This window comes from Sphingobium sp. CECT 9361 (genome assembly GCF_918741285.1).
Classification (GTDB): domain Bacteria; phylum Pseudomonadota; class Alphaproteobacteria; order Sphingomonadales; family Sphingomonadaceae; genus Sphingobium.
This window is the reverse complement of sequence record NZ_CAKKNC010000002.1, coordinates 169,037-186,348: the sequence shown is the minus strand read 5'-3', so window position 1 is coordinate 186,348 and position 17,312 is coordinate 169,037. Positions and strand designations below refer to the sequence as shown.

Below are 17,312 nucleotides of genomic sequence, written 5' to 3'. Positions count from 1 at the left end.
GACATTCCATTCGCTGCTCGAAAGTTTCCAATGCGCATCCTCCTGACCAATGACGACGGCGTCCACGCCCCCGGCCTCAAGGTGCTGGAGGCTATCGCCCGCACCTTGTCCGACGACATCTGGATCGTCGCGCCTTCGGAAGAACAGTCCGGCGCAGGCCACAGCCTCACGCTGTCGCGCCCGCTCCGCATTCGCAAACATGCCGATAAACATTACAGCGTCACCGGAACGCCTACCGACGCGGTGATGATGGCGGTGGGTCAATTGATGAAAGACTGCCCGCCGAACCTCATCCTCTCCGGCGTCAATCGCGGCGCAAATCTGGCCGAGGACGTGACCTATAGCGGCACGGTGGCAGCAGCCATGGAAGGCGCGATTTCGGGGATTCGCTCCATCGCGCTCAGCCAGGTCTATTCTCGCGAAGGCATGGGGGACAGCGTTCCCTTTGCCTGTGCAGAGGCATGGGGTGAAAAGGTACTCCGCCCCCTGATCGCCATGCCTGCGGGCAAGCGTATGCTGCTGAACGTCAATTTCCCTGCCATCGAACCGGCCGAAGTCAAAGGCGTCCGGGTTGTTCGTCAGGGCTTCCATGATGTCGATCGCACGCGCATCATCGAAGGCACCGACCCACGCGGCTATCGCTATTACTGGTTCGGCCTGGGCAATAGCGACGCTGTGCCTGCGGGGACCGATCTGGAAGCCATTTCGCAAGGCTATATCACTGTCACCCCCCTCCACTACGACCTGACCCATGACGGGTCGATGGACGCCGTTGCAGCGGCCTTTTCAAATACGTTGCATGATGGCACGGGGCTGCTATCATAGCTGACATGGCCTTGGGTTCTTCAAAGATATCGGCTCCTTGATGCGTCTTGACCGTCGCCCGGTCGGTCCCGGCGTCGCGCATTTCCTGCGCCGCCGCTCCTCGCTTCCGGCATGGATGGATCTTGCGTGGCGGGTCGGAGCGATCTTCGTCCTGATCACCATCGTCCTTGCGATCCACTGGATCGACCGCGACGGCCTGAAGGACAATCTCGACAATCACATCAGCTTTATCGACGTGCTGTATTTCACGACGGTCACGGTAACCACCGTCGGCTATGGCGATATCGTGCCGGTCAGCCCGCAGACGCGCCTGTTCGAAACATTCATCGTCACGCCCATTCGGCTGTTCGTGTGGCTGATTTTTCTCGGCACGGCCTATAACTTCTTCCTTCGCAACACATTCTACAGGTGGCGTATGGCCCGCATTCAAAAAGCGCTCGACAAGCACATCGTCGTTGCCGGGTTCGGCACGAGCAATAGCGAGGCCGTGCGGGAACTCATCGCGCGCGGCCACGATCCGCATTCCATCGTCGTCATCGACGGCAACGAAACCGCGCTGGCCGAAGCAGAGGCGCTGGGCTGCAACATCCTCTGTGGCGACGCGACGCGGGACAAGACACTTGCCGATGTGCGAATAGATCGTGCCTGTTCGCTGATCGTGTCCGCAGGGCGCGACGACTCCTCCATCCTCATCACGCTGACCGCCCGCCATCTGGCCCCGGATGTCCCGATCAGCATCGTTGTTCGCAATGAAGACAATGAGTTACCCGCTCGTCAGGCAGGCGCAACCACCGTCATCAACCCCGTCAGCTTTGCGGGCTTGTTGCTGGCAGGAAGCTGCTCAGGGCATCACATCGCCGACTATATGGCCGACCTCGCGGCAGCAGGCGGCGGCGTAAAACTATCCGAACGCGCGGTCCTCCCGGACGAAATCGGCAAGCCGCTGCAAAGCGTCACAACCGGCATCGCTCTGCGGATTTACCGCAACGAATCCCCCATCGGTTATTGGGAAGAGGCCGCAAAAATCCTACAGGCCGGGGACCAGATCGTGGAGATCGTTCCGGGCGCCAACGGAAAGCCACACGCGCGACCTTAGAGAAGTTATACCCAATCGCTCCGCCCAATCCCCTGCGCATACAGCAGCACGCTCAGGTCGCCATAGACGATCTCCGCATCCGCCGCCGCCCGCGCTTTCGCCTTAGCGTGATAGGCGACGCCCAGCCCTGCAGCCTCGATCATCGGAATGTCGTTCGCCCCGTCTCCCACGGCCAACGTAGCCTCCCGTGGCAATCGGTGCTGCGCCATTGCGGCTCCCAGCTCGAACCGCTTGCGCGCTGCATCGACAATGGGATCGCATACCGTTCCCGTCAGCTTGCCATCGACAATATCCAGAACATTCGCGACCGCCGTATCGAAGCCAATCTCCGCCGCCACTGGCCCGGTGAACCGCGTGAACCCACCAGACACCAATATCGCACGCGCGCCCCGGGAGCGCATAGTGCCGATCAGCGCCTTCGCGCCGGGCATGATCTTGACCCGCTCAAGGCGGCATTGATCGATCACCGCATCGTCCAGCCCCTTGAGCAATGCCACGCGCGCCCGCAACGCTTCGGCAAAGTCCAGCTCGCCTTGCATCGCCCGCTCAGTGATCTCCGCGATCTGATCCTTGATCCCTGCGTAATCGGCAAGCTCATCGATGCATTCGACCGTGATCATCGTCGAATCCATATCCGCTACGATCAGCTTCTTTTCCCGCGAAGCCACTGGCTGCACGATAACGTCGATGCCCTGCCCTATCCCGGCAAGAGCCGCACGCGCCGACACTGCATCATCCACGAAGAAGATATCTGCGGCCTTATCCTGATCGATCCAGCGCCATTCGCCCGCCGCACAACTCGCCGCGTTCAGGCGGTCGCGCGCTTCTGCAATATCCCCCTGCCCGATGGCCTCACTTGCCACTAAGGTTGCAACGAACATGGATACTCCTGAAACAGATCGAGGCGAATCCCGCCCGCCGCTCGCGCTTATTGCCGGGCCGACCGCCAGCGGCAAGAGTGCGCTTGCCATCGCCTTGGCCGAAGAGACCGGCGGCATCGTCATCAATGCCGACGCCAGCCAAGTGTACCGAGATCTCTCGATCCTGTCCGCGCGCCCATCACCCGACGATATGGCCCGCGCGCCTCACCGCCTGTTCGGCCATATCGACGGTGCGGAGGCCTGTTCCGCACCACGCTGGGCCGCCGAAGCCCGCGCCGAAATCGCGGCTGCCCATGCCAGCGGGAAACTCCCCATCCTCGTCGGCGGCACAGGCCTCTACATCCGCACGCTTCTGGATGGCATCGCGCCCGTTCCGGAAATCGACGCGGCGGTGCGTGCTCATGTCCGCGCCCTTCCCGTCGCCGATGCCCACGCTGCCCTTGCTAAAGAAGATCCCGCAGCAGCGTTGCGCCTGGCACCCGCAGACACGACGCGCGTTGCCCGCGCTCTCGAAGTCGTCCGCGCAACGGGTCGTCCGCTGGCCGAATGGCAGGCCCATAAGGAAGGCGGCATAGGCGATCGGATATCTCTACGTCCACTCATCCTTCTACCCCCGCGAGACTGGCTTATCGCGCGCTGCGACACCCGTTTTGACCTGATGGTGGAACAAGGCGCTATCGAGGAGGTACGCACGCTGGTCGCACGTAATCTCGCCCCCCTCCTGCCAGTCATGCGCGCCATAGGCGTGCGCGAAATCGCGGCATGGGAAGCCGGAGAGATAGAACGAACCGAGATGCTCGAACGCGGTCGGCTCGCCACCCGGCAATATGCAAAGCGCCAATATACATGGTTTTCGAACCAGCCGCCCGCAACATGGCCGCGCCATCGCGATATTATCCATAACAATAATGCCGATGATATCGTAACATTATTGCGATAGATTGGGTTGACACGGCATATTATAACACATAGAGCGCACCTCCTAGACCGGACTTGTCATCCGCGTGGGAGTGGCCCATTGCGCGCTGACAGGCAGACAGGAGATTTATCGTGGCCGACTCTCAGGCCGTTACGCAGGGGAACGCTGGCGCGGGCAATCGCCCGAAGACCACCCATAAAGAACGTAGCGGTGCCGACATCTTGTGCGAATGCCTGGTCGACCTGGGCGTTGAAGTGGTGTTCGGCTATCCCGGCGGCGCGGTGCTCCCCATTTACGATGCGCTCTACGCGCATCCCAGGATCAAGCATATTCTGGTTCGGCATGAACAGGCTGCCACCCATGCTGCGGAAGGCTATGCGCGCTCTACGGGCAAACCCGGCGTCGTTCTTGTCACGTCCGGTCCCGGCGCAACCAATGCAATCACCGGCATCACCGATGCGCTGATGGACTCGATCCCGATGGTCGTCATCACCGGCCAGGTTGCCACGCATCTGATCGGCACCGACGCATTTCAGGAAGCCGACACAGTTGGCCTGACGCGCCACTGCACCAAGCATAATTATCTGGTGAAATCGCCGACCAAACTCGCGCATGTCATCCATGAGGCGTTTCATATCGCAACATCAGGTCGTCCCGGCCCGGTCGTCATCGACATTCCCAAGGACGTTCAGGTCGCCACCGCGCCTTATGCTCGCCCGGAACCGATCGATCATCCGAGCTACCGCCCGCAGGTCAAAGCTGATCCGCGCCTGATCGAATCCGCCGTCGAAATGCTGATGGCTGCCGAACGCCCCATTCTCTACACCGGCGGCGGCATCATCAACTCGGGGCCGGAAGCCAGCACGTTGTTGCGGGAACTGGCCGAGATGACGGGTGCACCTGTCACCTCGACGCTGATGGGTCTTGGATCTTACCCCGCGTCAGGCGGTCAATGGCTTGGCATGCTGGGTATGCACGGCACCTACGAAGCCAATTTCGCTATGAATAAGGCGGACTTGATCCTCTGCCTCGGCGCGCGCTTCGACGATCGCGTTACCGGACGGCTCGACGCCTTCTCGCCCAACAGCAAAAAGATTCACGTCGATATCGATCGCAGTTCGGTGAACAAGAACGTGCTGGTCGACCTGCCCGTCATCGGTGACGTTGGCAGCGTCATGGCGGACATGATCGCTATGCTGAAGAAGCGCGGCTATGCCAAGCCCGATTTTTCGGAATGGTGGGCGCGCATCGACGGATGGCGCGCCCGTCGCAGCCTCGACTATGTCGAAGGCGGCGAGGAGATCATGCCGCAGCGCGCAATTGCCGACCTGTTCACCGCGACGCGGGGCAAGAACGTCATCATCACGACCGAAGTCGGCCAGCATCAGATGTGGGCGGCACAGCACTTCCATTTCGATGATCCCAACAAATGGCTCACCTCCGGCGGTCTTGGAACCATGGGCTATGGCCTTCCGGCTGCTATCGGCGCGCAATTGGGCAACCCCGACGCGCTGGTCATCGACATTGCCGGTGATGCTTCCATCCAGATGAATATTCAGGAACTCGGCACCGCAACGCAGTATCGGCTGCCGGTCAAGATTTTCATCCTGAACAATGAATATATGGGCATGGTCCGGCAATGGCAGGAATTGACCTACGAGAGCCGTTATTCGGAAAGCTACAGCGACAGTCTTCCCGACTTCGTGAAGCTGGCTGAAGCCTATGGCTGGACAGCCATTCGAATTGAAAGTCATGCAGATCTGGCATCGGGTATTCAGCGTATGATCGATACGCCCGGCCCCGTTCTGGTCGACTGCCGTGTGGCAAAACTGTCCAACTGTTTCCCGATGATACCATCGGGCGCGGCGCATACCGATATGTTGCTTGACCCCAGCATGGTGTCAGGCACGATGGACGACGAAGCGAAAGCCCTGGTCTGACCGCAAAAGCGGCAGCATGGGTCGTCCATAAGGAGAGTATCGTGACCACTCATCTAAAGCTGCGCATCCACGTCACGGAGCCGTGGGATTTTGAGCGCATCACAGGCGTGGACGAGCTTACCGGATGGACTATCGATCATGCGTCGGATGGTACCGATGACAACAACCAGGAGTGGGAAGTGACGTTAGACGAAGGCTTTGACTATAATGGGCGACGTTTCGCACGCCTGCTGGTCAGCGCCCGCTACGTTGGGGAACATCTGGAGAGGATTTTCGACGCGGTCGTGGGTTTCCCCGTCCGTATAGCGCATCGCAGCGGCGATGGCGGCTGGCATTATGCGTATGCCGGCATGCTGTCCGTTCGCCGCGACACCGAAGACAAGGCCAAGGAAGAGACGCCATCCTGATGCATATCACCGAAGAACAAAGCGAACGGCACGTCCTTTCGCTGACCGTTGCTAACGAAGCGGGCATCCTTGCGCGTATCGCAGGCATGTTTACGGCGCGCGGCTATAATATCGAAAGCCTGACCGTGGCTGACATCACGCAGGATCATTCGATCAGCCGTATCACGATCGTGACCAACGGCCCGCCCCGGGTAATCGATCAGATCATTGCCCAACTTGACCGGTTGGTACCCGTCCATCGGGTTGTCGACCTGACGGAAGCCGGGCCATATGTCGAACGCGAACTCGCACTGGTGAAGGTGGCTGGCACCGGCGATCACCGGATCGAAGCCTTGCGTCTTGCTGAGGTTTTCCGGGCCAAGGTGGTCGACACGACCATTGAGAGCTTTATCTTCGAAATTACCGGCACGACCGAAAAGATCGACACATTCGTCGGATTGATGCGTCAGATCGGCCTCGTGGAAATCGGACGCACGGGCGTAGTCGGCTTGATCCGCGGCAAAGATCCGATCTGAATTTCCGCCCATTCGGGCATCCATTTCAACTCCAAGTACGATACAGAGGGAAGACACTTATCATGCGCGTTTATTATGATCGTGATGCGGACATCGGCCTGATCAAGGGCAAGAAGATCGCTATCGTCGGCTATGGCAGCCAGGGCCATGCCCATGCCCAGAACCTGCGCGACAGCGGCGTGACCGAAGTCGCGATTGCCCTGCGTCCCGGTTCGGCCACCGCGAAGAAAGCCGAAGGCGCAGGCTTCAAGGTTCTCAGCAACGCCGAAGCGGCGGCATGGGCCGATATCGTCATGATCCTGGCGCCCGATGAGCATCAGGCTGCCATTTACGCCGATGATCTGCACGCCAACATGAAGCAGGGTGCCGCGCTGGCATTTGCACATGGTCTCAACGTCCATTTCGGCCTGATCGAGCCTCGCGCCGATCTCGATGTATTCATGATCGCACCCAAAGGTCCGGGCCACACCGTACGCAGCGAATATGTGCGCGGCGGCGGCGTTCCCTGCCTGATCGCTATCGCTCAGGATTCGACCGGCAATGCACATGACGTGGCGCTGTCCTATGCATCGGCTGTGGGTGGCGGTCGTTCGGGCGTCATCGAAACGACGTTCCGCGAAGAGTGCGAAACCGATCTGTTCGGTGAGCAAGCCGTGCTCTGCGGTGGTCTGACCCACCTTATCCAGGCGGGTTTCGAAACACTGACCGAAGCAGGTTATGCCCCGGAAATGGCCTATTTCGAATGTCTGCATGAAGTGAAGCTGATCGTCGACCTGATGTATGAAGGCGGCATCGCCAACATGCGCTATTCAATCAGCAACACCGCCGAATATGGCGACATCCACACCGGTCCGCGCATCATCACCGATGAAACGAAGAAGGAAATGAAGCGCGTTCTGGAAGACATTCAGGCTGGCCGCTTCGTCAAGCGCTTCATCCTCGACAACCGCGCCGGTCAGCCGGAACTGAAGGCAGCGCGCAAGCTTGCTGCCGCCCATCCCATCGAAAAGACGGGTGCCGAACTCCGCGCCATGATGCCATGGATTGGCAAAAACGCGCTGGTGGACAAGGAAAAGAACTGACCGACGCTTAAATGCGGAACGATCCGTTTCGCATTAGCATCTGGCATGTTTGGGGGACGTCGCCTATTCTGGCGGCGTCCCTTTTTATTGCCCTGACTGGAGATAGCCGATGTACAAGACTCTGCTCCCCGCCGCTGCCGTGCTTGCACTGCTCGGTAGCGCCGCCGTCGTCGCCCAAAACGCTCCTGCAAAGCCGGGTTCTCCCAACCCCGCGTTGGTGACCGGTGGCAACTACACGGTCGAATCGAGCCACACGCAAATTCTGTTTGCCTATGACCATATGGGCTTCAGCAACAATATGGGGCTGATTTCAGCGCCGACGGGCACATTGTCGCTCGATCCGAAGAACCCGGCAGCGGCCAAGCTCTCTGTGACCATTCCCATCGCTAATCTGACGACTGGCATTCCCAAGCTGGACGAGCATCTGATGAAGGCCGACTTCTTCGACAGCGCGAAATTCCCGACGGCCACTTTCGTATCTACCGCAGTGAAGGTCGATGGCACGACTGCCGACATCAGCGGCAATTTGACGATCAAGGGCATTACAAAGCCAGTGGTGCTGGAAGCCGCATTTTATGGCGCAGGCAAAGGCCCCGCGCAAATGGGCGGCAAGGAAAATGTCGGTTTCAACGCCACCACCGCCATCAAGCGTAGCGATTTCGGCATGGGCTATGCTGTGCCGATGGTAGGCGACGAAATCGAACTGAAGATGACCGTCGCATTCCAGAAAGACTAAGTTGACCTTGGGGGAGAGAGGGTTTCTCTCCCCCCTTTCGATGAAAATGCTGGACGTTCTCTGTCGTTTGCCGTTACAAGCGCCGCATCATGCAGCGCGCGCTACCTTTCCTGCTACGACTTACACGCCCTTAGGCGTGGTTTTTGTGCTGCCTTGCGCGGTCGCACATTTCGCCTAAGGGCATAATCGCAAATAGTCGTGACACCCGGATGCCAAATATGTGCGTCCGATCGCCAGGAATGCCGTTCCCATGATGCTGAAAGATCCTTCTCAGAAATACCGCCCCTTCCCTCAGGTCGATTTGCCCGACCGTCAGTGGCCGGGCCGCACGATCACCCACGCGCCCCGCTGGCTTTCAACCGACTTGCGCGATGGCAATCAGGCCCTGATCGATCCGATGAATGCGGAGAAGAAACAGCGTTTCTTTGACCTGCTCCTGCGTGTCGGCGTCAAGGAAATCGAAGTCGGCTTTCCCTCCGCAGGCGCGACCGAATTCGATTTCATCAGCGGACTGGTGAAGTCCGGCACGATCCCCGACGATGTCACCATTCAGGTGCTGACGCAGGCCCGCCACGACCTCATCGAAAAGACCTTCGAAAGCCTTCAGGGCGCGCGATCGGCCATCGTCCACGTGTATAATGCAGTCTCCCCTGCCTGGCGCCGCATCGTGTTTGGCATGGAACGCAGCCAAGTGAAGCAGATCGCCATCGATGCTGCAAAAATTCTGCGCGACGAAGCTGCTAAGCAGCCGAATACCGATTGGCGCTTCGAATACAGCCCGGAAACCTTCTCAACCGCCGAGCTCGATTTCAGCCTGGAATGTTGCGAGGCGGTGATGGACATTCTTCAGCCCACCGCTGACAAGCCATTGATCCTGAACCTCCCTGCTACGGTTGAGGCAGCAACCGCCAATATCTATGCCGATCAGATCGAATGGATGTGCAAGCATATCAGCAAGCGCGATCATGTCGTCATCTCCCTCCACCCGCATAACGATCGCGGCACGGGCGTCGCGGCCGCCGAACTCGGATTGATGGCGGGCGCGGATCGCGTCGAAGGCTGCCTGTTCGGCAATGGCGAGCGGACCGGCAATGTCGATCTGGTGACCTTGGGCCTCAATCTCTATACGCAGGGCGTGAACCCTGATCTCGACTTCTCGGATATCGACGATGTCATTCAGACGGTCGAATATTGCAATCAACTGCCCGTTCACCCGCGTCATCCCTATGCAGGCGAACTGGTGTTCACGGCCTTTTCCGGCAGCCATCAGGATGCCATCAAGAAGGGCTTTGCCGCACAGGAAGTGCGGAATGACGAATTCTGGGACGTGCCCTATCTCCCGATCGACCCCGCCGATCTGGGTCGGAGCTACGAAGCGGTCATTCGCGTCAATTCGCAGTCAGGCAAGGGCGGTGTCGCCTGGGTTCTGCAACAGGACAAGGGGCTGAAGCTTCCCAAACGGATGCAGGCCGATTTCAGTCGCGTCGTTCAGAATGTCGCAGACAGCACGAGCCGCGAACTGGTCGCCGCGGACATCTGGGAAGCGTTCGAGAAGCACTACGCATTGGGATCGGATCAGCCCTATAAGCTGCTCGATTACCACGAGACCGGCGCATCGGGTGACCGCGTGTTCGTAGGCAAGATCGGTCACGAAGGCGGCGAGCGCAGCATTTCCGGTCGCGGCAACGGGCTCATTTCCGGCGTCCTCGCGGCGTTGCGCGATGAACTCGGGATTGAACTCGACGTCGTCGACTATAACGAACACGCCATCGGCGCAGGCTCGAACGTCAATGCAGCCGCCTATGTCGAATGTCGCACGCCAGACGGCGTGACGGTGTTTGGGGTCGGAATGGACGCCGACGTCGCCACTGCATCGGTGCAGGCTGTTCTGTCCGCCGCAAACGGCTTGGCCGCACGCAAAGGATAAAATCGCCACTACGGTTCGTCACCCAGCAAAACTGGGTGGCGAACCGGGGACTAGATTTCGACCTGACTACCAAGTTCGACAACCCGGTTGGTAGGCAAGCGGAAAAACTCCATCGCGCTTTCCGCGTTGCGCAGCATCCATGCGAAAATCTTTTCACGCCAGATCGGCATGCCTGGGCGAGCCGATGGCAGCAGAGTCTGACGTGCCAGGAAGAAGCTGGTTTCCATCATCTTGAACGCCTGACCGCATTGCGTAACGTTCTTGAGAGCCAGAGGCACGTCAGGTTCCTGCATGAAACCATAATGCAGCACGAGGCGGAAGAACCCACGTCCCAAATCCTCAAGCTTCGCGCGGCTTTCCTCGGCGACGACCGGCACACCTACAATCTTGACCGTCAACAGAACCACACGCTCATGCAGCACCTTGTTGTGCTTGAGATTGTGCAGCAGAGCATGGGGAACGCCGTCGGGCGTCGATGTCATGAACACTGCGGTACCCGGCACACGCACCGCGCTGTTTGCAGCGGACGCAATAAACACCGGGATAGGCATTGCAGACTCCCGCATACGCTCGATCATCAGCTTGCGGCCCCGCGACCAGGTCGTCAGCAGGGTGAAGATGATGAAGCCGATCAACAGCGGGAACCATCCACCATCGGGGATCTTGGTCAGATTCGCCGCCAGATAGGCGCCATCGACAATGTAGAACACGGACAGCAGCATGACTGCCCAAATCCGGTTCCACTTCCAAAGACGGAATATCAGAACCGTGAGTAGGACATTGTCGATGAACATCGCTCCTGTCACCGCGATGCCATAGGCAGATGTAAGGCTGGATGAGGTGCGGAAGCTGAGCACCAGCAGGATTACCATCACCATCAGCCCCCAGTTGACGAGGGGAATGTAGATCTGGCCCGCAGTCGAAGCGCTGGTGTGTGCGATACGCAACCGTGGCATGAAGCCCAACTGGATGGCCTGTTGCGTCACAGAGAAAGCGCCGGAAATAACGGCTTGGGAAGCGATGATCGCAGCCAGTGTAGCAATGCCGATCAGGGGCAACTGAAACCACTGCGGCGCAAGATTATAGAATGGGCTGGCCAGCGCATCGTGCCCTTCGCGGAACAGCAAGGCGCCCTGCCCCATATAGTTGAGCATCAGGGCCGGCAGCACGAAGAAGAGCCAGGATATCCGGATAGGATTCCGCCCGAAATGCCCCATGTCGGCATAAAGCGCTTCGGCACCCGTCACTGCGAGGACCACAGAGCCCAATGCCAGGAACGCCGGCAGCGGGTCCGTCACAAAGAACATCACTGCCCAATAAGGGTTGAAAGCGACCAAAATGCCCGGAGTCTGCCAAATGCTCAGCACCCCCAATGTGGAAATGACCACAAAATAAAGCAGCATAATAGGACCGAAAAGCGCGGCAACGCGGTTGGTGCCTGCACTTTGTATCCAGAAAAGGCCCACCAGGATAATAACTGCGCATGGCAAGATCAGGGGAGCAAGAGCATGGTTATAAACGGCCAGACCCTCGACCGCCGACAATACGGACACCGCCGGGGTAATCATCGAATCGCCATAGAACAAAGCGGTCGCAAAGACCCCCAGCAGCACAATCCCGGAAGACCACCGGCGCGTTTTCGTCTGGCCGCTGATGAGTGCGAGCAAGGCAAGGCTGCCGCCCTCTCCCTTGTTATCCGCGCGCATAATGATCGAAACATATTTGAGCGTAACGACGAGCATCATCGACCAGAACATCAGGCTGACGACACTGAGAATATGATCGGGATCCAGCGTCAGCTTGTGATGACCGGCGAAGGTTTCCCGAAACGCATAGAGCGGGCTGGTGCCGATGTCGCCAAAGACGATGCCAATCGCGCCAACGACGAGCTTTACGGTCGCGCTTTCGTGCCCATGACCGACATGCGCGTCAAGGTCGTGCGATCCGCCATTGGAAGCGGCAGGTTCAGCTCCGGTATCAGTCATGAAACACAGCGACAAAAGTCATGATAGTGATTGCCCGACCCCGGAAACAGCGCCAACGGAATGATCCCGGACTGTTGGAGGTGCGCCTATCACGCACTGTCATGCAGCGCAATATAACGAATATAGTGCGCAGACGTTACGATCCACCAAGACGCTGATCGATCATCGAGAGATTCTGCTCCAACTCCGTGCGCAATTTGCTGCCTTCCGGCAACCGCGCCGCCAAAGGTGCCCAGATCTTGCGCGCCCCATCCAGTTGGCCCGATTGTGCGAGGGCCAGTCCGTAGAAATAGGGTGCCGCAAAACCTGCCGGATCGATGGCCATGGCCTTTCGGAAAGCGAATTCTGCCGATGGCGAAAGCAAACCCTCGCCGTGCGCTACCAATGCGTTACCAAGTCCGAGCCAAAGATTGGGATCCTTTGGATCTTGTCGAACAGCCGCAACCAGCACATTGGCGGCTTCCTGTGTCTTGCCTTGCCGCCCCAATCCGTCGGACAACACCAACCACTGCCCGGCCTTCCCGAATCGCTCGCCCAATGCCCGACGTTGTGAAGCGATCTCTTCATCGAACTCGGCAGGCTTGTCCTTTACGAAGCGAGGGGACCCAGCCAATCCGGGGGAACCCTGCCACGCATAGCCAGCAATGCCGAACAGGACCGCCGCCCCCAGCAGCTCCCATGTCGGTCGAGGTGCACGCCCCAGCCAGAGCAGCGCCCCCATAGTCAGGATCGCAAGCAGCCCCGCGATTATCCATCCCGTCATGACGATGCCTTCCGCCGTCGGATGCGCCCCCGCATCAACCAAAATCCTAGCGCGAGTAGTATCACCGGCGCAGCCCACAGAGGCCAAAGGATAGGCGACGCGGTCGGTTCGTAGCTCACCCAATCTCCATAGCGCTCTATCAGCCAGGATCGGATGGCTTCGGGATCTTCCCCGGCGGCAATCCTTTCCCGAATCTGGGACCGCATATCCCCCGCCATGCTGGCGTTGCTGTCTGCAATAGACTGGCTTTGGCAGGTCAGGCACCGAATGGTCATCATCAAGTCACGCGCCTTTGCTTCCAACCGCGGATCGTCGAGTTGTCGGTCGGCATAGGGCGCAGGCGGCAGTGCAGACTGCGCCAGTACTGGCGCTGCAAACAGCATCAGGATCAGCGCGATGAGGGTTCTCATCGGCCTGCTTCCTTCAGCTTTTCCAGGATCGTAGGCACGTCTTCGGCACGGATATCGCCGATGTGCTGGTGCACGATTGTCCCTTTGCCGTCGATCACGAAGGTCTCCGGAACGCCCGACGACCCCATCGCAATCTGCAAGCTGCTGCGCGCATCCAGCCCGATACGGGCATAAGGATTGCCCCATCGCCCGAGGAACTGATCGACATCGGCACGCGCATCGCGAATGGCAACGGCATCGATTTCCGCGCCCGCCTGCTTGAGCGCCATCAACTGCGGCGCTTCGGCAGCGCATGGCACGCACCAACTGGCAAAGATGTTGAGAAGGCGCGGCTTGCCCGTTGCCAAATCGGCGCTGGATAAAGCGGGCCTGTCGCTCGCGGCAGCAGGCAAGGTGAACGCAGGGATCGGCTTTCCGACCATTTTCGACGCGATTACCCTATCGTCAGGCTTCAACAGCCCGCTCGCGAACAAAGCGAAAAAGGCCAGAAACAACCCCAGCGGCAACCAGATCGCCCAACGGCTCATGCGGCCGCCACCGCAGAACGACGCCGCAGCTTTTGCAGCCAACCCCGCCGCTCGCGACCAAGCAACGATAACGTGCCGCCCAGAGCGATCATCATCCCACCCAACCAGATGAGCGTTACGAACGGCTTCCACCAGATCCTTACTTGCCACCGGCCATCATCGGCCTCTTGACCCAGAACAACATAGAGCTGGCCATCCCAGCGTGTCAGCAGGGCCGCTTCAGTCGTATTGGTCGGCGGGGCGGTAAAGAACCGTGCTTGCGGATGGATATCGATTGGGCTCCCACTGCCACGAGACGCGGTCATGTCACCCTGCAACGCCGTCCAATTGTCCCCGGCAATGGGCGTGATGGCATCGAAGCGCACCTTCCATCCGGCCGTTTCGATGACACCCCCTGGACGCGCAGCGACCAGTTTCTCCACCGTGAAAGCAGAGTCCGCCGCCATGCCCGCCAGACTGACGGCACAACCAAGATGCGCGATCACCATGCCGTAGGTGAACAATGGCGTACGGCGCAGATTGCGTTTCCACAGCGGGGCAACACTACCAACAGCAACGCCGGCCGCTATTACCAGCCCCAAGAACGGCAAAACACCGATACGGCCCCATGCCAGCACCGAAACCACTGCAAAAGCCAGCAGTAAAACGATGGCTGGCACCAGCAGTCTTCCCGCAACAGCCCGCGCCTGATCTTTCCGCCAGCGAGTCAGCGGCCCTGCCGCCATTGCAATCACCAGTGCCAGCGCAACGGGTCCGGCAATCCGATCGAAATAGGGCGGTCCGACCGATACCTTATGCCCGAAAGCCTCGGTCATCAGCGGATATAGCGTACCGATCAGCACTAGGCCCAGAATAACGGAAAGTAGCAGGTTGTTGACCACCAGCATCGTCTCACGACTCACCAGTTCGAACTGCGCCCCTTCGCGCACGGTGCCAATCCGCCACCCGAATAGCGCAAGCGCACCACCGATATACAAAGCCAACAGCCCGAGGATGAATGTCCCACGCTCAGGATCGACCGCGAAGGCATGCACGCTCGTCAGGATGCCGGACCGAACCAGGAAGGTGCCGACCATAGACATCGAGAAGGCCACCACCGCCAGCATGATGGTCCATGCCCGCAGCGCATCGCGCGTCGCCAGCACTGTAACGCTATGCAGCAAAGCCGTTGCGGCCAGCCAAGGCATCAGCGAGGCATTTTCGACCGGATCCCAGAACCACCAGCCGCCCCAGCCGAGTTCATAATAGGCCCAGTAACTCCCCGCCGTAATGCCCAGCGTCAGTAATATCCACGCCGCCAATATCCACGGTCGCATGGCGCGCGCAAACACTGCATCGACATTGCGCGTCAACAACGCCCCGACAGCAAAGGAGAATGCCACCGAGAGACCCACATAACCGAGATACAGCGTCGGCGGATGGAACGCCAAGCCGGGGTCTTGCAGCAGCGGATTAAGCCCCTGCCCATCCGGCGGCGCAGGATTGACGCGGGCAAACGGATTGGAAGAGAACAGCAGAAACGCATAAAAGCCGAGGCTGATCATCGCCTGCGCCCCCAGCGTGGCCATATGCGTATCCCGACGCAAGGCGCGCTCGAACAGCGCCACGGCCATGCCGGCTATGCCCATTACCATGACCCACAACAGCATGGAGCCTTCATGATTGCCCCATGTTCCGGCGAACTTGTACAGCCAGGGCTTGGCCGAGTGGCTATTCGTCGCCACCAGCGCGACCGACATATCGGATCGCAGAAACAAGGTAACCAGAAGAGCAAACGACAGGGCCGTAAGCACCCCCTGCGCCACGGCAACCGGGCGCACGCTGGCAAGCAGCTCAGGCTTGTCCGTGGTCAGACCGAACCATACCAGCCCCAGTTGCAAAAAGGCCAGCGCAGCAGCCAGCCACAGAGCCGCAAGTCCTGCCTCTGCGATCATGGCTGTGCAACGGGCGAAGAATTGGCGGTCAACTTACGTGACTTTTCATCATATTTCATGCCTTTGAGTTCCGGAGGCATGTACCGCTCGTCATGCTTGGCAAGCAGGTTGGTTGCCACAAACGTACCTTGTGGGTTGAAAGACCCTTCAGCCACCACGCCGGTACCTTCCTTGAACAGATCCGGCGCGATACCGTTGAATGTCGCAGGGACAACAGCCTTGTTGTCCGTAACATCGAAATTGATCGTCACGCCATCGGGGGCACGCTTGAGGCTGCCCTTCACGACCATCCCGCCTAGCCGGATGGCCTTCCCCGGCTCGATATGCTTCGTCTTGGCATCCTGCGGCGTGTAGAAATAGGCTGCCTCGTCGCGCAAAGCCGATGCAGCCAGCAAGCCCGCGCCGATCAACGCCGCGAGGGCAACCAGCGCAAGGACAAGCCGTTGATGCTTGGCTTTCATGACTACGGCCATTGTTTCAGCGATCCCGTTTCAACGTGTCGGCACGCCGTTCGGCGGCGGTCATCGCACGCCAGCTTGCTATGGACAACCCAAGCGTTCCGACAGCCGTCAATACATAAGCACCGATCACGAAGGGCCAGGGATTCATCCGCGCGCCAGCCTTTGCATACGGGCTTCGACCTTTGTTTCGGCCAGAATGGCGCGCATGCGCATAAGCACGATCGCGGCGAACCAGAGCGAAAAGCCGATGAGCGTAAACGCCAGTGGCCAGAGAATGGAGCCATCGATGGTGGATCCACGCAGGGTGATGCTCGGCCCTTGGTGCAGGCTGTTCCACCACACTACGGATCGGTTGATGATCGGGATATTGACCGCGCCGACCAATCCGAAAATTGCCGCAACCCGGCTGACGCCACCGGCGCCATTATTGCCCGCGCTTGCGTTGGCGAGCGCGATATAGCCCAGGTACAGGAAGAACAGCACAAGCATCGATGTCATGCGGCCATCCCATTCCCACCAGGTGCCCCATGTCGGTCGACCCCATATGGATCCCGTAATCAGGCAAATTGCTGTAAATAACGCGCCGGGCGCAGCGACGGCGCGACCGGCGATCGCAGCCAGTGGATGCCGCCAAACAAGTTGCATGATCGCTGCAATCGCAATCCCGCTCCACCCCGCCATGCCGAGCCACGCCGCCGGGACATGGATGTAAAGAATGCGAACGGTCTCACCCTGAAGATAATCGGCGGGTGTCAGAATCAATCCGAATACGCAGCCTGCGATCAACAGAGCCAACCCGATCCAAAAGAGCCAAGGCGTCAACGGCCGAGCGATGGAAAGGAAGCGGGTAGGATTCGCGAATGCGTGCATGTTGCGATGTCTTTAGCCGCGCCTGCAGATCAAG

The 17,312-nt window shown here is 59.4% G+C and carries 18 protein-coding genes; 9 read left to right on the top strand and 9 right to left on the bottom strand.

The window, feature by feature from the left end; translation table 11 throughout:
* Positions 1-30 precede the first annotated feature (30 nt).
* Both surE and LQ220_RS06055 read left to right on the top strand, forming a co-directional pair.
* Complete coding sequence (gene surE / locus LQ220_RS06060; RefSeq protein ID WP_230187409.1) at positions 31-825, top strand: 5'/3'-nucleotidase SurE; 795 nt, start codon at positions 31-33, stop codon at positions 823-825.
* A 40-nt stretch (positions 826-865) separates the two neighbouring features.
* The gene (locus LQ220_RS06055; RefSeq protein ID WP_230187521.1) at positions 866-1,921 is read left to right on the top strand and encodes a potassium channel family protein; all 1,056 of its coding nucleotides are present in this window, start codon (positions 866-868) and stop codon (positions 1,919-1,921) included.
* Between the two features lie 5 nt (positions 1,922-1,926).
* Here the strand turns inward: LQ220_RS06055 and serB are convergent, their stop codons facing one another.
* A complete protein-coding gene (serB, locus tag LQ220_RS06050) occupies positions 1,927-2,802 on the bottom strand; it encodes a phosphoserine phosphatase SerB (protein ID WP_230187408.1) in 876 nt (291 codons plus the stop codon).
* Here serB and miaA point away from each other — a divergent pair.
* From miaA to leuA, 7 genes are all read left to right on the top strand, one after another.
* Positions 2,801-3,742, top strand: coding sequence for a tRNA (adenosine(37)-N6)-dimethylallyltransferase MiaA (gene miaA / locus LQ220_RS06045; RefSeq protein WP_230187407.1), 942 nt, complete (start codon positions 2,801-2,803; stop codon positions 3,740-3,742). The two genes, serB and miaA, sit on opposite strands and share 2 nt — an antisense overlap.
* Before the next feature lie 110 nt (positions 3,743-3,852).
* Positions 3,853-5,661, top strand: coding sequence for an acetolactate synthase 3 large subunit (locus tag LQ220_RS06040; RefSeq protein WP_290369017.1), 1,809 nt, complete (start codon positions 3,853-3,855; stop codon positions 5,659-5,661).
* 41 nt (positions 5,662-5,702) lie between these two features.
* Positions 5,703-6,068 carry a hypothetical protein gene (locus LQ220_RS06035; RefSeq protein ID WP_230187406.1) on the top strand — a complete coding sequence of 122 codons (366 nt, stop codon included), beginning with the start codon at positions 5,703-5,705 and terminating at the stop codon, positions 6,066-6,068.
* A complete protein-coding gene (ilvN, locus tag LQ220_RS06030) occupies positions 6,068-6,583 on the top strand; it encodes an acetolactate synthase small subunit (protein ID WP_230187405.1) in 516 nt (171 codons plus the stop codon). Before LQ220_RS06035 ends, ilvN begins: the two co-directional genes overlap by 1 nt.
* A 62-nt stretch (positions 6,584-6,645) precedes the next feature.
* Positions 6,646-7,665 (top strand): ketol-acid reductoisomerase, encoded by a 1,020-nt coding sequence (gene ilvC / locus LQ220_RS06025; RefSeq protein ID WP_230187404.1) that lies wholly within the window; start codon positions 6,646-6,648, stop codon positions 7,663-7,665.
* Positions 7,666-7,774: 109 nt separating this feature from the next.
* Positions 7,775-8,401 carry a YceI family protein gene (locus tag LQ220_RS06020; RefSeq protein ID WP_230187403.1) on the top strand — a complete coding sequence of 209 codons (627 nt, stop codon included), beginning with the start codon at positions 7,775-7,777 and terminating at the stop codon, positions 8,399-8,401.
* Between the two features lie 250 nt (positions 8,402-8,651).
* Positions 8,652-10,328, top strand: a complete 1,677-nt coding sequence (gene leuA / locus LQ220_RS06015) for a 2-isopropylmalate synthase (RefSeq protein ID WP_230187402.1) — start codon at positions 8,652-8,654, stop codon at positions 10,326-10,328.
* A gap of 50 nt (positions 10,329-10,378) precedes the next feature.
* Here leuA and LQ220_RS06010 read toward each other — a convergent pair whose 3' ends face one another.
* The 8 genes from LQ220_RS06010 to ccmC all read right to left on the bottom strand — a co-directional run bounded on the left by LQ220_RS06010 (position 10,379) and on the right by ccmC (position 17,278).
* The gene (locus LQ220_RS06010; RefSeq protein WP_230187401.1) at positions 10,379-12,313 is read right to left on the bottom strand and encodes a potassium transporter Kup; all 1,935 of its coding nucleotides are present in this window, start codon (positions 12,311-12,313) and stop codon (positions 10,379-10,381) included.
* Positions 12,314-12,449: 136 nt separating this feature from the next.
* The gene (locus LQ220_RS06005; RefSeq protein ID WP_230187400.1) at positions 12,450-13,076 is read right to left on the bottom strand and encodes a tetratricopeptide repeat protein; all 627 of its coding nucleotides are present in this window, start codon (positions 13,074-13,076) and stop codon (positions 12,450-12,452) included.
* On the bottom strand, positions 13,073-13,486 hold the full coding sequence (locus LQ220_RS06000; protein ID WP_230187399.1) for a cytochrome c-type biogenesis protein: 414 nt from the start codon (positions 13,484-13,486) through the stop codon (positions 13,073-13,075). The genes LQ220_RS06005 and LQ220_RS06000 overlap by 4 nt, the downstream gene beginning before the upstream one ends.
* Positions 13,483-14,013, bottom strand: coding sequence for a DsbE family thiol:disulfide interchange protein (locus tag LQ220_RS05995; protein ID WP_230187398.1), 531 nt, complete (start codon positions 14,011-14,013; stop codon positions 13,483-13,485). The genes LQ220_RS06000 and LQ220_RS05995 overlap by 4 nt, the downstream gene beginning before the upstream one ends.
* Positions 14,010-15,947 carry a heme lyase CcmF/NrfE family subunit gene (locus tag LQ220_RS05990; protein WP_230187397.1) on the bottom strand — a complete coding sequence of 646 codons (1,938 nt, stop codon included), beginning with the start codon at positions 15,945-15,947 and terminating at the stop codon, positions 14,010-14,012. Before LQ220_RS05990 ends, LQ220_RS05995 begins: the two co-directional genes overlap by 4 nt.
* Entirely contained in the window at positions 15,944-16,408 is a 465-nt protein-coding gene (gene ccmE / locus LQ220_RS05985) for a cytochrome c maturation protein CcmE (RefSeq protein WP_230187519.1), read from the bottom strand. Before ccmE ends, LQ220_RS05990 begins: the two co-directional genes overlap by 4 nt.
* 16 nt (positions 16,409-16,424) lie before the next feature.
* Complete coding sequence (locus tag LQ220_RS24870; protein ID WP_281822555.1) at positions 16,425-16,556, bottom strand: hypothetical protein; 132 nt, start codon at positions 16,554-16,556, stop codon at positions 16,425-16,427.
* Positions 16,553-17,278, bottom strand: coding sequence for a heme ABC transporter permease CcmC (gene ccmC, locus LQ220_RS05980; RefSeq protein ID WP_230187396.1), 726 nt, complete (start codon positions 17,276-17,278; stop codon positions 16,553-16,555). Before ccmC ends, LQ220_RS24870 begins: the two co-directional genes overlap by 4 nt.
* Positions 17,279-17,312 lie beyond the last annotated feature (34 nt).

Excerpts from the sequence above, each read along its gene's own strand:
- leuA (WP_230187402.1), top strand. The coding sequence starts at position 8,652 with ATGATGCTGAAAGATCCTTCTCAGAAATACCGCCCCTTCCCTCAGGTC.
- ccmC (WP_230187396.1), bottom strand. The coding sequence starts at position 17,278 with ATGCACGCATTCGCGAATCCTACCCGCTTCCTTTCCATCGCTCGGCCG.
- surE (WP_230187409.1), top strand. The coding sequence starts at position 31 with ATGCGCATCCTCCTGACCAATGACGACGGCGTCCACGCCCCCGGCCTC.
- LQ220_RS06055 (WP_230187521.1), top strand. The coding sequence starts at position 866 with ATGCGTCTTGACCGTCGCCCGGTCGGTCCCGGCGTCGCGCATTTCCTG.
- LQ220_RS06010 (WP_230187401.1), bottom strand. The coding sequence starts at position 12,313 with ATGACTGATACCGGAGCTGAACCTGCCGCTTCCAATGGCGGATCGCAC.
- LQ220_RS06000 (WP_230187399.1), bottom strand. The coding sequence starts at position 13,486 with ATGAGAACCCTCATCGCGCTGATCCTGATGCTGTTTGCAGCGCCAGTA.
- LQ220_RS05995 (WP_230187398.1), bottom strand. The coding sequence starts at position 14,013 with ATGAGCCGTTGGGCGATCTGGTTGCCGCTGGGGTTGTTTCTGGCCTTT.
- LQ220_RS24870 (WP_281822555.1), bottom strand. The coding sequence starts at position 16,556 with ATGAATCCCTGGCCCTTCGTGATCGGTGCTTATGTATTGACGGCTGTC.
- ilvC (WP_230187404.1), top strand. The coding sequence starts at position 6,646 with ATGCGCGTTTATTATGATCGTGATGCGGACATCGGCCTGATCAAGGGC.
- ilvN (WP_230187405.1), top strand. The coding sequence starts at position 6,068 with ATGCATATCACCGAAGAACAAAGCGAACGGCACGTCCTTTCGCTGACC.
- LQ220_RS06020 (WP_230187403.1), top strand. The coding sequence starts at position 7,775 with ATGTACAAGACTCTGCTCCCCGCCGCTGCCGTGCTTGCACTGCTCGGT.
- LQ220_RS05990 (WP_230187397.1), bottom strand. The coding sequence starts at position 15,947 with ATGATCGCAGAGGCAGGACTTGCGGCTCTGTGGCTGGCTGCTGCGCTG.
- LQ220_RS06005 (WP_230187400.1), bottom strand. The coding sequence starts at position 13,076 with ATGACGGGATGGATAATCGCGGGGCTGCTTGCGATCCTGACTATGGGG.
- miaA (WP_230187407.1), top strand. The coding sequence starts at position 2,801 with ATGGATACTCCTGAAACAGATCGAGGCGAATCCCGCCCGCCGCTCGCG.
- ccmE (WP_230187519.1), bottom strand. The coding sequence starts at position 16,408 with ATGAAAGCCAAGCATCAACGGCTTGTCCTTGCGCTGGTTGCCCTCGCG.
- serB (WP_230187408.1), bottom strand. The coding sequence starts at position 2,802 with ATGTTCGTTGCAACCTTAGTGGCAAGTGAGGCCATCGGGCAGGGGGAT.